The 14,102-nt window shown below is 74.1% G+C and carries 11 protein-coding genes; 7 read left to right on the top strand and 4 right to left on the bottom strand.

The annotated features are described in order from the left end of the window. Window positions 1–55: 55 nt before the first annotated feature. On the top strand, window positions 56–2,908 hold the full coding sequence (locus tag ACFPGP_RS00870; protein WP_378585584.1) for an ATP-binding protein: 2,853 nt from the start codon (window positions 56–58) through the stop codon (window positions 2,906–2,908). Here ACFPGP_RS00870 and ACFPGP_RS00865 read toward each other — a convergent pair. Next, window positions 2,886–3,962 (bottom strand): methyltransferase domain-containing protein, encoded by a 1,077-nt coding sequence (locus tag ACFPGP_RS00865; protein ID WP_378585582.1) that lies wholly within the window; start codon window positions 3,960–3,962, stop codon window positions 2,886–2,888. The genes ACFPGP_RS00870 and ACFPGP_RS00865 overlap by 23 nt on opposite strands. A gap of 230 nt (window positions 3,963–4,192) precedes the next feature. Between ACFPGP_RS00865 and ACFPGP_RS00860 the strand changes: the two genes are divergently transcribed. Genes ACFPGP_RS00860 through ACFPGP_RS00850 form a run of 3 tightly spaced genes read left to right on the top strand, consistent with a single transcriptional unit; the run spans window position 4,193 to window position 7,055 of the window. Next, window positions 4,193–5,776, top strand: a complete 1,584-nt coding sequence (locus ACFPGP_RS00860) for an MFS transporter (protein ID WP_378585581.1) — start codon at window positions 4,193–4,195, stop codon at window positions 5,774–5,776. Next, window positions 5,773–6,315, top strand: coding sequence for a GNAT family N-acetyltransferase (locus ACFPGP_RS00855; protein WP_378585579.1), 543 nt, complete (start codon window positions 5,773–5,775; stop codon window positions 6,313–6,315). Before ACFPGP_RS00860 ends, ACFPGP_RS00855 begins: the two co-directional genes overlap by 4 nt. Further along, window positions 6,312–7,055: a PIG-L deacetylase family protein gene (locus ACFPGP_RS00850; RefSeq protein WP_378585577.1), complete on the top strand. Its 744-nt coding sequence runs from the start codon at window positions 6,312–6,314 to the stop codon at window positions 7,053–7,055. Before ACFPGP_RS00855 ends, ACFPGP_RS00850 begins: the two co-directional genes overlap by 4 nt. A gap of 12 nt (window positions 7,056–7,067) precedes the next feature. On the opposite strand, the gene ACFPGP_RS00845 is transcribed toward ACFPGP_RS00850, so the two are convergent. Then, window positions 7,068–8,309 (bottom strand): MFS transporter, encoded by a 1,242-nt coding sequence (locus tag ACFPGP_RS00845; protein WP_378585574.1) that lies wholly within the window; start codon window positions 8,307–8,309, stop codon window positions 7,068–7,070. Between the two features lie 62 nt (window positions 8,310–8,371). Here ACFPGP_RS00845 and tdh point away from each other — a divergent pair, with 62 nt between their 5' ends. Both tdh and ACFPGP_RS00835 read left to right on the top strand, forming a co-directional pair. Then, complete coding sequence (gene tdh / locus ACFPGP_RS00840) at window positions 8,372–9,418, top strand: L-threonine 3-dehydrogenase (protein WP_378585572.1); 1,047 nt, start codon at window positions 8,372–8,374, stop codon at window positions 9,416–9,418. Between the two features lie 8 nt (window positions 9,419–9,426). Beyond that, window positions 9,427–10,599 carry a glycine C-acetyltransferase gene (locus ACFPGP_RS00835; protein ID WP_378586383.1) on the top strand — a complete coding sequence of 391 codons (1,173 nt, stop codon included), beginning with the start codon at window positions 9,427–9,429 and terminating at the stop codon, window positions 10,597–10,599. A gap of 21 nt (window positions 10,600–10,620) precedes the next feature. Here ACFPGP_RS00835 and ACFPGP_RS00830 read toward each other — a convergent pair whose 3' ends face one another. Both ACFPGP_RS00830 and ACFPGP_RS00825 read right to left on the bottom strand, forming a co-directional pair. Continuing rightward, entirely contained in the window at window positions 10,621–11,136 is a 516-nt protein-coding gene (locus ACFPGP_RS00830) for an SOUL family heme-binding protein (RefSeq protein ID WP_378585569.1), read from the bottom strand. A 75-nt stretch (window positions 11,137–11,211) separates the two neighbouring features. Continuing rightward, the gene (locus ACFPGP_RS00825; RefSeq protein ID WP_378585567.1) at window positions 11,212–11,802 is read right to left on the bottom strand and encodes a hypothetical protein; all 591 of its coding nucleotides are present in this window, start codon (window positions 11,800–11,802) and stop codon (window positions 11,212–11,214) included. Between the two features lie 443 nt (window positions 11,803–12,245). Between ACFPGP_RS00825 and ACFPGP_RS00820 the strand changes: the two genes are divergently transcribed. Continuing rightward, window positions 12,246–13,901 (top strand): hypothetical protein, encoded by a 1,656-nt coding sequence (locus ACFPGP_RS00820; protein ID WP_378585564.1) that lies wholly within the window; start codon window positions 12,246–12,248, stop codon window positions 13,899–13,901. Window positions 13,902–14,102: the final 201 nt, after the last annotated feature.

Genomic DNA, 14,102 nt, shown 5'->3' with positions numbered 1-14,102 from the left:
GCCACGCACGACACGCTCCGCCCGGCGGACCGACGACGTGGGGCACAATCAGGCCGTGGCGACCGCTCGTCCCTCGTTCGAGGCCACGGTGTCCGCGCGCGAGGCGGAGGTCCTCGCCGCGGTCTCGGAGCACCTCACCAACGCCGAGATCGCCGAACGTCTCTTCATCTCCGTGCGCACCGTCGAGAGCCACGTCTCCTCCCTGCTGCGCAAGCTGCAGGTGACCGACCGCCGCGAGCTCGCCCAGGCCGGACGGCCGGTGCTGGGCAACCGGGGCTCCGCGTGGTCGGTGGGCACGCCGCAGACCACGCTCCCCCGGCCCCTCACGCCCTTCGTCGGTCGCGAGCACGAGGTCGCCGACCTCGCCCGCGCCTTGGACGAGCACCGGCTGGTCACGGTGGTCGGTCCCGGCGGCGTGGGCAAGACCCGCCTCGCCCTCCGGGTCGCCGACGAGGTGCAGGGCCGGTTCGCCGACGGCGTGGTCTTCGTCGACCTGGTGCCGGTGGCCGAGCCGGACGCCGTCGCGGCAGCCGTGGCGGGTGCCCTGGGCCTCGGGGAGAGCCAGCAGCACTCCGTCGAGGAGGTCCTCACCGGGTGGCTCTCCACCCGCCGAATGCTGCTCGTGGTCGACAACTGCGAGCACCTGCTGGACGCGGTGAGCGTGCTCCTCGAGGTGCTGCTCACGGCCTGTCCCGGGCTGACAGTGCTGGCGACCAGCAGGTCGCGCCTCCTGCTGCCCTTCGAGCTCACCTACCCCGCTCCGGGGCTCTCCCTGGCAGCGGAGGACGGTCGACCCCCCGACGCGGTCGAGCTGTTCGTCAGCCGGGCGGCGGCCGCGGGCTCACCCGTGGGCCCCGGTGACCTCGGGCGGGTCGCCGTCCTGTGCCGCAACCTGGACGGGATGGCCCTCGCGATCGAGCTGGCAGCGGCCCGGCTGCCCGCCCTGGGCCTCGACGGCCTGGAGGCCGGACTGGCCGACCGGCTCGACCTCCTGGCGGGCGGGTCACGCGTCGACGACCGGCACCGCTCGCTCCGCTCGGCGCTCGACTGGAGCCACGCGCTGCTCTCCGAGCAGGAGCGCGCACTGCTGCGGCGGATCTCGGTGATCGCGGGTCCGTTCCCGGCCTCCGCGGCCGTGGAGATGCTGGGCGACTGGGACCCGCTGGTACCGGACCGGGTGCCCGCCCACCTCGCCCGACTCGCCGAGGAGAGCCTGCTCGTGCCGGTCCCGACCGCGCTCGGCACCCGCTACAGCCAGCTGGAGACGATCCGGCAGTACGGCGCCGCCCTGCTCGCCGCCGCGGACGAGGTGGACGTCGCGCACGCCCGCCACCTGCACTGGTGCCTCGCGACCGCCGAGCGGCTGGGCGAGCCGGCGACGGCGGGCGAGGAGGGTGAGCTCTGGCGGGCCCGCTTCGACGAGGCATCCGTGGAGACCCGGTGGAGCCTGCCGTGGGCGCGGCACCGGGCCGACCAGCGGGAGCCGGCGTACCGGCTGTCGACGTTGATGGCCGACCTGAGCCTCGTCCGCGGTCGGCCCGGTGAGTCGCAGCGGCGCTACGAGCTCGCCGCCGAGCTCGCGCCCGACGACACGGCGCGGACGCTCGCGCTCCGTCAGGCCGCCGGCGCTGCCGACGGCCGGCAGTTCGGGAACGAGGCGATGCGTCTGCGGGAGCTCGCCGCGGAAGCGGCCGAGCGCGCCGGCGACCCGACCGGCGCGGCCGTCGACCTGGCCCGGGCCGCCGAGCTGGTCGAACGCGGTCCGGGCATCATGGCGGTGGTCCCGCCGACCAGCGAGATCGAGCGCCTGCTCTCCCGGGCGCGGCCGCTCGCGGACGGTGACCCCCGGGCCGAGAGCCGGATCCTGACGGCCGAGGCCTTCGGACGCGGCGAACGCGACCCGGAGGTGAGGTCGCTCGTCGACCGCGCGATCCAGCTCGCCCGGACTGCCGGCGACCCGCTCGGCGAGAGCGCCGCGCTCGACATGCTGACCGCGGTGCAGCTCGCGGAGGGCCAGCTCGAGGAGGCGTTCGAGAGCGCCGTGCGCCGGACCGAGCTGCTCGTGCCGGTGCCGGTCGCCGCGGACTCCGCGCTGGAGTTCTTCGACTCCTACCAGATGGGGTCGCAGTGCGCTCTCGCCGCGGGCGACCTCGGCGAGGCCCGCCGGCTCGGCGAGGGCCTGCTCGACCTGCCCTTCTACCGCGAGGAGTACCACCTCGCGACCTCCCGGCTGATCGTGGTGGGCCTCTTCACCGGCGCCTGGGACGAGGCGCTCACCCAGGCCGAGCTGTTCCGGACGGGGTGGGAGCGGGCCGGCCGCCCGCTGCAGGGCAACCTGCGCGCCGCGCCGTACTCCGCGGCGACGATCCACGCCCTCCGGGGCGACGACGAGGCGCGCGCGGAGTGGATGACCGTCGTCGCGACGCTGGAGGAGCCGCTCCGCCGGCGCCGGGCGGGGGCGTTCGGGAAGTTCTTCGACTCCCTGGTGCTGCTGCACCGGGGCCGGCCGGCCGAGGCGGTCGAGCTGCTCGCCCAGCCCCCGGAGAGTCTCGTGGGGGACGCCGACGCGATGTGGCGGGCCTGGTACGCCTCCGCCTGGTGCGAGGCGGCCGTCCTGGCGGGGCTCCCCGACGCGCAGGAGAGGCTCCGGCAGGCCGAGCAGGTGACGGTCGGCAACCCGGTCGCGCAGGCGGTGGTGCTGCGGGCGCGCGGCCTGGCGGGCAGCGGGGCCGGCAGCGCCGGCGGAGGCCGCGACGACATCGTCGCCGCGGCCTCCGCCCTGCGGTCGCTGGGAGCCCGCTACCAGTGGGCCCGCAGCCTGGTGATGCTCGGCGGTGCGGACCGCGAACGGGGCCTCGCCGAGCTCGACGCGATGGGCGCTGCCCCTACGGCCTGGCCTCCAGGATGAGGTTGAGGGGCGTGCGGGTGGCCACGCGCACGCTCGAGAACCCCGCCTCGCGCAGCACCTCCTCCAGCCGCTGCGGGCCGGCCTGGGCGCCGAGGCCCAGCGCCCCCTCCTGGGCCAGCGAGGACGGCGTGCAGACCACGGTCGAGATGCCGTAGTAGAGCCGTCCCACCGGGTTGAGGTTGTCCGCCAGCCCGTCGCCCGCGGCAGGCTCCACGAGCAGCAGCGTCCCGTCCGGCGCCAGGGACCGGCGGATGTGCCGGGCCACTCCGACCGGGTCACCCATGTCGTGCAGGCAGTCGAACATCGTCACGAGGTCGAAGCCGGTCCCGGGCACGGCCGCGGCCGGCGCGACCTCGAACCGGGCGCGCCGCTCGACCCCGGCCTCGCGCGCGGACGACCGCGCCGCCTCGATCGACGGCGCGTGGTTGTCGACCCCGAGGAACGTCGAGTGCTCGAACTCGCGGGCCATGATCACCGTCGAGGCGCCGAAGCCGCAGCCGACGTCGGCCACGCTGGCCCCCGCCCGCAGCTTGTCGACGACCCCGTCGAGGGCCGGCAGCCACGACTGCACCAGGTTCGCCTCGTACCCCGGACGGAACAGCCGGAGGGCGCCGCTGTAGAGCCGCTCGTCGTGCGCACCCCAGGCGATGCCCTCGCCCGTGGTGAACGTGCGGGCGAACGCGTCGTGGTCGACGTAGCAGGAGGCGATGGTCTCGAAGGCCCCGCCGAGGAACACCGGGCTGCGCTCGTCGGCGAGCACGAGCGCGTGCTCCGCGCTGAGCTCGAAGGTGCCGGCGTAGGGCTCGTAGGCGACGTAGCCGCCTGCCGCCTGGTTGCCCAGCCACTCGCGCACGTACCGCTCGTGGGTGCCGGTCCGTTCGGCGACGTCTGCCGGCGTCAGCGGGCCGGCCCCTGCCATGGCGCGGTAGAGGCCGAGGCGGTCGCCCAGGTGGACCATCAGGCCCGAGATGGCCGCGGCGAGGTCGCCCACCGCCTCGTGGACGAACTGCTCGAGGACCCCCTCGTCGAGGGGCGGCGCGTCCGTTGTCGTCATGGTCTCTCCTTGGGGGTGGTCGTCCCGGTCGGGACGTCGGGCACCGCCTGGCCGGCGGCTCCACCACCGTCGCCGCGACCGGGCGGGGCCACATCCGTGGTCGCCACGGACCGCGCCACGGATTCCGGGACTCCGTGGTCGGCACCGATGCGCCGCGGGCCGCCCCGACCGCACCGTTTCCTCCGAGCGGCGACCACGCCGCGACAGACCGGGACAAGGGAGGAACGCACGTGCTCAACAACTACATCGCCACCGCGCTCGCGGCCCAGCGCGAGGAGCAGATCGTGGCCTCGGTACGACGGTGGGGCGGGGCCGCCGGCTCCTCCACGCGTCGTGACCGACGGCGCCCGGCCGTGCAGGTGGCCCTGCGCGTGGTCGGATCAGACCGTCGTCGACCCGACGGCCGGCCGCCCGCGGCCGTGTTCGCGGCGACGGCCGCCGGCGCGCTGCTGGTCTCGCTCGACGTGTCCGTGGCCAACGCGTTGATGCCGGCGATCGGACACGACTTCGCGGGGTCCGACCGTGCCGCCCTGTCCTGGGTGATCACCGTGTACGCCATCGTCTTCGCGTCGGCACTGGTGCCCGCCGGCCGGATCGCCGACCGTGTGGGACGTCGCCGTACCTACCTCGGCGGGCTGGCCGTGTTCGCCGCTGGGTCGCTCGTCTGCGGCGTGGCCCCCGACCTGGCGGTGCTGCTCCTCGGACGGGCTCTGCAGGGGCTCGGCGCCGCGGCCGCCTCGCCGGCGTCGATGGGGCTGCTCCTGGCCGCGTCGGGGTCACGGCGCCGTTCCGACTCCGCGGCCCGGTGGACGGGAGCCGCAGCCCTGGGCGTGTGCCTGGGGCCGCTCCTCGGCGGTGTGATGACCGACCTCGGCGACTGGCGGTGGGCGTTCCTGGTCAACCTGCCGGTCGCCGCGGTCGTCGCGGTCTCGGCGCTCGTCGTCCTGCCCGAGACGCCCCGCGTGCCGGGCCGCGGCCTGCCCGACCCGGTCGGCGCGGGGATGCTCGCGGCGGCCGCCGCGCTGGTCAGCCTCGTCCTCGCGGAGAGCGCGGACTGGGGCCCGGTCTCCGTCCGCACGGTCGCCTGCACCGCGGCAGCGGCCGCCCTGTCGTGGGCGTTCGTGAGCCGGTCGCGTCGGGTGCGTGAACCGCTCCTCCGGCTCACGCTGCTGCGCGACCGCAACGTCGCCAGCGCGGCGGTGGTCACGGGCTGCTACGCGGCCGGGTTCTTCGCCTTCCTGCTGACCTTCATGCTGTTCGCGGTCGGGCACTGGCGGCTGTCCCTCGTGGGGGCCGGTGCCTCGGCGCTGGTGCCCGGCGCCGTGGTCGTCGCCCTCACCCTCCTCGTGGGGCGCATCACGGAGCGCGCCGGGCACCGCCTCCCGCTCGTGATCGGCGCGAGCCTGATGGCCGGAGCCCTGCTGGCCTGCGCGGCAACGCTCGGCGGCGACCACGTCCAGGCTCGGTGGCTGCTGGTGGGTCCGGTGCTCGGGCTGGGGATCGGCCTCTGCTACCCGGTCCTGGCGGGTGCTGCCGTGCACGGGCTCGACCCAGCCGACCTCGCCGCGGCGAGCGCCCTCAACCAGTGCACCCGCCAGCTGGGCGCCGCCGTCGGGATCGCCGCCACGGTCGGCGTCCTCGGCCCGGACCACGTCCCCGACCTGGCGCGCGTCCAGGCGGCGTGGCTGCTCGCGGCGCTCTTCTGCGCCGTCGCGGCCGCGGCAGCCGTGCTGATCCCGTCCGCACGGGCGACGAAGCCCCTGACCACCGCCTCCCTCGGCCCGCGAGCCGACGCCTGGGAGCGGTGCGCATGAACGGGCCGGCCGGCGCCTGCGTCACGGACGTCGCCCCCGGCGTCCTGCGCCCTGACGTCGAGCTGCGGCCGCTTGAACCCGGTGACTCCGGGGCCGTGGTCGCCGTCTTCCGCGGCATGGGTGCCCGGTCCCGCGAGCTCCGCTTCCTGCTGCCCAAGGCGCGGCTCACCGGATCCGACGTACGACAGCTCGTCGACGTCGACCACCGCGACCACGTCGCCCTCCTCGCCTCGACCGTGCCCGACCGACGGCCCGTCGCGATCGCGCGGTTCGTCCGCGACGGCGACGATCCCGGGTCGGCCGAGGTCGCCGTGGAGGTCGTGGACGACTGGCAGCGCAGGGGTGTCGGTGCCATGCTGCTGAGCGCGCTCCTGCGGCGCGCGGTCGAGCTCGACGTCCGCCGACTCACCATGGTCGTGTCGCACGACAACCGGGCCGTGCAGCGGCTGCTGCGCCGGGCCCCGGGGCGCGTCACCCGCACCCGCGCGGATCGCGGGACCACCGAGTACGTGCTGTCGCTGGAGGGAGGGCCGCGATGACGACGTTCCACCGGGCGCAGGTCCCGGATCGCGCGGACGGGATCGCGAGCCTGCTCGGGGTCTGGGCCCACCCCGACGACGAGGCCTACCTCTCCAGCGGGCTCATGTCCCTGGTCGCGGACGCGGGCGGCCGCGTCGCGGTGGTGACCGCGACGCGCGGTGAGCACGGCACGGACGACCCGGAGACCTGGCCCCCGGAGCGCCTGGCGCCGGTGCGCGAGCGTGAGCTCCGGGCCAGCCTCGACGAGGTCGGCGTGCACGAGCACCACTGGTTGTCCTACCGGGACGGTGAGCTCGCCGAGCTGCCGGTCGACCGCGGCGCCGCGGACCTCGTCCCGGTCATCGAGCAGGTCCGGCCCGAGGTCATCGTCACCTTCGGGCCCGAGGGCATGACCGGTCACCCGGACCACCGGACGGTGTCGGCGTGGACCACGGAGGCGTGGCGACGGACCGGGTGCCGGGCCGAGCTCTGGTACGCGACGCTGACCCCGGAGTTCCACATGACGTGGGGCGAGCTCAACGACCGGGTCGGGCTGTGGACCACCCCGCCGCCCGTCACGGCGCAGTCGGAGCTCGCGGCGCACCTGCAGATGTCCGGTCCCGTGCTGGCCCGCAAGCACCGGGCGCTGCGGGCGCACGCCTCGCAGACCCGGGCGCTCGAGGAGCTGGTGGGCGCCACGACGTACCGCAGCTGGTGGTCCGTCGAGAGCTTCGTGGCACCCGAGAACCGCGACGCCTGACCGGCGGGCCCGTCAGACAGTCGGACGTGAGGCGGTGCGCAGCGTCGCCCACAACAGCGCGAACGCGACCACCTGGAGCAGCCCGAGCAGGGTCGCCAGCAGCGTGAGGTGGTGGGTCACCAGCGCCCCCGCCACGGCACCTCCGGCCAGGGCGCCGAGGCCCTGCACCGCCGCGAAGATGCCGTACGCCGTGGCGCGCCGGCCCGGGGCGACCAGGCTCGCGACGTACGCCTTGACGGTGGAGTCCTGGATGCCGGTCGCGGCGCCCCAGACCATCACGCCCACCAGCACCAGCCACAGCTGATCGGCGAGGGCCGCGACCGGCACGACCGCGACGAGGAAGGGCACGCCCAGCAGGACGTGGGGTCCCCACCGGTCGAAGAGGTCGCCGGTGACCAGGGCGGCCACGGCCTCCACCCCCATCGCCAGTGCGTAGACCAGGGGCGCGGCGGCGATCGTGACCAGCCCGGTGTCGACGAAGCGGTAGGAGATCACGCCGAAGGTCATCAGCCCGGCCGTGGTCAGGGCGGCGGACAGGGCGAACAGGTGGAAGGCCCGCGGCAGGTCCGAGCCGAGCACCGAGGTGCGCAGGCCGCGCCACGTGCGCCACGCGACCGGCGTCGGGGCTGAGGTGTCCTCGGGGTCGGGCTCGGCGACCGACGGCACGCGGCGTCGCAGCTGGGCCAGCAGCAGCATCGAGACCGCGCCGGGCACGGCCAGCAGCAGGAAGCCGGGCCAGTAGACGCCGGTGACCGCCAGGGCACCCGCGACGAGCAGCGGACCGGCGAAGGCGCCCACCTGGTCGAGCGCCTTGTGCACGGCGAAGCCGCGGCCCCGCCCGGTCTGCACGGCCATCCGCGCCAGCAGCGCCGACTTCGACGGGCTGCGGACCGCCTTGCCGGTGCGCTCGAGCAGGATCAGCACCGAGGCCACGGCGACGCCGGCCGCCCCCACGAACGGCGCGACGGCGAGCAGCGGGACGCACACCGCGGTCATGGCGTAGCCGATGACGGTCAGGCGCCAGTGGTTGCGGCTGTGGTCGGCCCACGGTCCGGTCACCAGCCGCAGCACGAGCGCGATCGCCTCGCCGGCCCCGGTGACCACGCCGACGACGAGGGCCGAGGCGCCCAGCGAGCCGAGGAACGGGCCGGCGATCGAGCGCATGCCCTCGTAGACCATGTCCGCGGCGAGGCTGACCGTGCCGAAGGCCACGACCGCGCGCCACGGGGACCAGGCGCCACGGGTCGCTTGCACGGCGCCATCCTCGCCCATGACGCCCCACCCCACCGGCCGGAGCCGCCTGCCAGACTGCGGCCATGCGAGCGCTGTGCAAGGCCGGGCCCGGCCCCGGCCTGGAGATGGTGGAGATCCCGGAGCCCGAGCCCGGACCGGGGCAGGTGAAGCTGCGGGTCCTGCGCACCGGCCTGTGCGGGACCGACGTGCACATCTACCGCTGGGACGGCTGGGCCCAGCGCGCGATCAAGCCGCCCCTCGTGCCCGGGCACGAGTTCTGCGGCGAGGTCGTGGCGGTGGGCGAGGGGGTCAGCACCGTGCACGTCGGCGACTTCGCCTCCGGCGAGGGCCACCAGGTCTGCGGCCTGTGCCGCAACTGCCGGGCGGGCCGCCGGCACCTCTGCATCCGCACGGTCGGCCTCGGCGTGGACATCGACGGCGCCTTCGCGGAGTACGTCGTGATCCCCGAGACCAACGTGTGGGTGCACCGGGGCCTCGGGCCCGCCGACCTCGACCCCGACCTCGCGGGGATCTTCGACCCGCTCGGCAACGCCGTGCACACCGCGCTCGCCTTCCCGCTCGTCGGCGAGGACGTGCTGATCACCGGCGCCGGCCCGATCGGCCTGATGGCCACCGCGATCGTCCGCAAGGTCGGGGCACGCCTCGTGGTGGTCACCGACGTCAACGACGAGCGGCTGGCGCTTGCGAGCACCCTCGGCGCCGACCTGGTGGTGAACGTCCGGCGCGACTCGGTGGCCGACGCCCAGCGCCAGCTGGGGATGGCCGAGGGCTTCGACGTGGCGCTGGAGATGTCCGGGGCGCCGACCGCGCTGCCGGAGATCATCGCCAACCTCAACCACGGCGGCCGGGTGGCGGTCCTCGGCCTGCCCAGCGAGTCGATCATCGTCGACTGGACGACGGTGGTCACGCACATGATCACGATCCGCGGCATCTACGGCCGCGAGATGTTCGAGACCTGGTACGCGATGAGCGCGCTGCTCCAGTCGGGCCTCGACGTCTCCCCCGTCATCACCGACCGCTTCTCCGCCGCGGACTGGGAGGCGGGCTTCGCCGCGGCCGCCGACGGCAACCGTGGCAAGGTGGTCCTCGACTGGACGGAGGCACGATGAAGCAGGGCATGCGCGAGGAGCTGCAAGCCACCCTCGACACGATCCGCGAGGAGGGCCTCTACAAGAACGAGCGCGAGATCGGCGGCGCCCAGGGACGCGCCGTACGGCTCGGTGACCGCGAGGTCCTCAACTTCTGCGCGAACAACTACCTCGGCCTCGCGGACGACCCCCGCATCGTCGCGGCCGCGCGCGACGCCCTCGACACGTGGGGCTTCGGGATGGCCAGCGTCCGCTTCATCTGCGGCACCCAGACCCAGCACGTCGAGCTCGAGCGCCGGATCGCCGCGTTCGTCGGCACCGAGGCCGCGATCCTCTACCCCTCCTGCTTCGACGCCAACGGCGGTCTCTTCGAGGTGCTGCTCGACGAGCAGGACGCGGTGATCTCCGACGAGCTCAACCACGCCTCGATCATCGACGGCATCCGGCTCTGCAAGGCGCGCCGGCTGCGCTACCGCAACCGCGACCTCGCCGACCTCGAGGCGCAGCTCGTCGCCGCCCGCGACGCGCGCCGCCGCCTCGTCGTGACCGACGGTGTCTTCTCGATGGACGGCTACCTCGCGCCCCTCGACCAGATCTGCGACCTCGCCGAGAAGCACGACGCGCTGGTCGTCGTCGACGACTCGCATGCGGTCGGCTTCATCGGCCCCCACGGTGCCGGCACCCCCGACCTGTTCGGCGTCCGCGACCGGGTCGACATCGTCACCGGCACCCTCGGCAAGGCCCTCGGCGGTGCGTCGGGCGGCTTCGTCGCCGGCCCTCAGGAGGTCGTCGACCTGCTGCGCCAGCGGTCGCGCCCCTACCTCTTCTCCAACACCGTCTCCCCCGCCGTCGTCGCCGCCTCCCACGCGGCGCTGGACCTCGTGGCCGAGGGCGGCGAGGAACGCGCGATGCTCGAGCGCTCCACCAAGCGGTTCCGCCGGCTGATGTCGGAGGCCGGCTTCGACGTGCTCGAGGGAGACCACCCGATCGTGCCGATCATGTTCGGCGACGCCCGGACCGCCGCGTCGGTCGCGGAGTCGATGCTCGAGCTCGGTGTCTACGTGGTGGCCTTCTCCTACCCCGTCGTCCCCCGCGAGCGGGCCCGCATCCGCGTCCAGGTCTCCGCCGCGCACACCGACGACGACATCGACCGCTGCGTCGCCGCCTTCGTGGAGTCGCGGCAGCGGGTCACCGGGGGCTGAGCGTCCGAGGGGACCCGCGATTCACGCGGCCACGGGGACGACGACCTCGTTCCTCCGCAGGAACCACGGGGTCCAGGGCGGGTCGAAGCGCGCGTACCGCGGGGTCCCGACCACCTCCAGGCCGGCAGCGTCCAGCGCGGCCAGCAGCTGCGCGGCCCGCTTCTCGAAGGAGCCGCGCGACCAGCGTCCGGAGAAGCGCAGCGCTGCCGCCGTCTCGGCCGGCACCCGGCGCACGCGCACCGCGGAGTCCAGCGGGTCCGGGAGGTCGTCGGCGCTGACGTCGGCAGGCATCACGAACCCCACGACGTAGCGGCGGTTCGCCGGGTCCTGCTCCTGCACCACCGGCGCGGTCATGGCGATCTTGCGCGACGACCGGTTGTGACCGCCGATGAAGCGGGCGAGCCGGGGGAAGGCCACGTTCCCCGCCAGCTCGAAGGGGCCACCGACCTCGGTCTCGGCGACGAGGTGCTCCGGGTAGCGGCGCAGCTCGAACTCGGGATGCTCCTCGAGCACCTCGTACACCTGCTGCTCGGTCATGGGGGCGCTCCTGCCACGTGTCCCGCTTCCACGGTACGACCCCACCGCCGACCGCTCCGACCCAGCCTGCGCCGGTCAGCCGGGGCGGTCGCCGCAGTACAGGTCCAGCTGCACCACGTGCCCGGCACGCACCTCCGCCCGGGCCGGCTGGCAGGACCCTGCCCTGCTCCGGCCCCCCACCTCGAAGGTGCCCGCGGAGGTGTGCACCACGGCCGTGCCGCTCCGGTCGGTGGGCGCGCGAACGACGTCGGTCGCACCCTGGCCCGTGACCCGGACGACGCCACGCGCGACCGTCATGCTGCACGGGACCAGGGACCCCCCGGTGGGACAGTGCACGTCGAAGAGGCGGACCTGCACCCCCGTGCCCGGAGGCGGCGGCTCACGCGGCGGCAACGTCGCCGCGGAGGAGCCCCCGGACGGGCCGGTGGCCGGCTGCACGAGGGTTGCCCGACCGGTGCCCACCGTCGGGCGCTGACCGCCGGGCTGGTCGGAGGGAGTCTGCGCACTGCCTCCCTCGTTGGGTCCCGGCGTCGCACCCGTCGCAGCCTCGGAGCCGACCGCCGTCGTCCGGTCCGCGGCCCCCTGCTCGGCGCCACAGCCGGCGAGCAGCAGGACGAGCAGCACAGCGAGCGGCGCTCCCAGGGCAGTGCTCAGGGTCCTGCGCATCGCACGTCACCTCCTCGGTGCCCCCGCCCGCATGGGACGGATGCGACGAGCTTCCGGTTCCGGACCGGCACCACTCTGGCCCCTGCAGGGTTCCGGCACCGCCTCACGCGCGCGCACCAGCTTGTGGTCCAGCCCTCGGCACGGTCACAGGTCCAGCCCCGTGGACCAGCCCAACCACCCTCTCGACCAGCGATTTCCGTGGCCCGCAGGCGGGGGTTCCGCCCAGGTTCCTCTACTTTCTTTACCTGGGTGATGTGGCCGCCACCGGCCGTCGTTACCTTCCCCGGTTAGGCGCGACGTCCCCTCTGGAGCTCTTCCAGGGGCTTCGCTCAGCGAGGTCTCGACTCCGTCCCCACCTGCGCGGCGCCTCGACTCCCTACGCTCGCGTCGGTGTGTCTGCATGCCTTGAATCGACCGAGCGTCGATCACAGGAGAAGACCAGGATGAATCCTCGAACCAGGGCCGCCGCTCTCGGCGGCGCTGCGGCTCTTGCCATCGCGATGCTGACCCCTCTCGCTGTCGCCGAGGCCGGTGTCGCCCCTCACTCCTCGGGATCCGTGTCGGCGTCCGCCGTCGACAAGGTCGGCAGCGGGATGACCGTGTCCCGGAAGTCCGTCGTGCTCCGCGACCTGCGGAGCACCGCGCCGACCCAGAAGGTCCGGCAGCCCGGTCCGCTCACCATCACCGGCAAGCCGACCTTCCGGTCGTACGGCCGCGCGCCGGCTGTGGCCGCGAAGACGGCGTCGCAGTCCGGTCCGGCCGTCAACGGCAGCGTGCGCACCAACGCCACCGGCCCGCTGGTGACACCGCCGACCGTGATCACCAAGAACTGGAACGGCCTCAGCCAGGCCAACTCCTCCTGCAACTGCCAGCCGCCCGATCCCAACGCCGCCGCAGGCGCGACGCAGACCGTCCAGGCGGTCAACCTGAGCGTCGCCGTCTGGAGCAAGGCCAACCCGCCGGCGCTGCAGAAGAACACCGCGCTGAGCACCTTCCTCGGGGAGTCGCGCCCGCTGTCCGACCCGCGCGTGGCCTGGGACCCGAACTGGAAGCGGTGGGTGCTGACGGCCATCCCGATCCCCACCGCGTCCACCTCCGCCCCCGGACTCGACCTCGCCGTCTCCAAGACGTCGAACGCGACCGGCGCCTGGTGGATCTACAAGATCGGCTTCTCCGGCGGTTCGTTCCCGGCCGGGACCCTGCTGGACTACCCGATGCTCGGCCAGCAGCAGGACGCCCTGGTCTGGGGCACGAACAACTACCAGCTCGACTCCGTCGGCAACTACAACTACATCGGGTCCACGGCGTTCGCCGTCCCGAAGGCACGGGCCTACAACGGGCTCGGGTTCAACTTCCCGGCCTTCGGCGTGGCCTTCAGCACCCACCCCGCCGACACCGGGAACATCCCGATGGACAGCGACGGCAACGCCTACCTGATGGCCGCTGACGACGCCAACGACCGGATGATCCTCTACAGGATGAACAACGCGACGTACTCCAACCTCACGTCCCTCAGCCTGGTCGGGACCCCGGCCGTGGCGTTCGCCGCGCCGCCACGAGGAGCCCACCAGCCCGGTGGGGCTCCGGACGTCGACGCACTCGACGGCCGCATCGCTGCGACGCCGGTCGTCTCGAACGGGTTCGTGTGGTTCGCCCACGGCATCGCCCTCGGCAGCTACCCCGCCGTCCAGTACGGCGCCGTCGCGACCTCGGGAGCCTCCGCCACGGTGGCCACCGCGTTCCACTCGGCCACCAGCGACGACATCAACCCGTCGATCGGTTTCTTCCCGACCGCGGCCAGCGGTGGGTACATCTACCTCAACTGGGCCTACAGCGACGCGGCCAACAACATCGGGATCAGCGACACCGTCAGCGGCGTCTCGCCCGGCGAGGGCGTCCCGGCGCTCGTCGGCCTCGACACCACCCTGATCACCGGCGGCACCTCCGGCCAGACCCGGTTCGGTGACTACTCCTCGGTGTCGATCACTCCGTACGCCAAGAACGCGAGCTGTGGCGTGGGCCGCACGGCGTACACCGCCCAGCAGTACTTCAGCGGAGGGGTGTGGGCCACCCGGCTGGCCCAGGTCGGCTTCTGCTGACCCGGGTCTGCTGACCTTCTCGCACACCAGGACCGCCCGGACCTGCACCTCGCAGGTCCGGGCGGTCCGCTCCGCTCCGGGCCCGGTACCCCGTCTTGGGGACGTGGACCTCGTTGTCGGGGCGCGGAGCGGTGTGGTGCCTACCGTCAGGGGGCCGAGCGCGGTGTGACAGGCGAGCCCAACCACGGGCAAGGCCACGGG

The sequence above is a fragment of the Nocardioides taihuensis genome (assembly GCF_042657275.1).
Lineage (GTDB): Bacteria > Actinomycetota > Actinomycetes > Propionibacteriales > Nocardioidaceae > Nocardioides > Nocardioides taihuensis.
The sequence above is the reverse complement of the archived record's forward strand: the minus strand, read 5'-3'. Positions and strand labels throughout refer to the sequence as shown.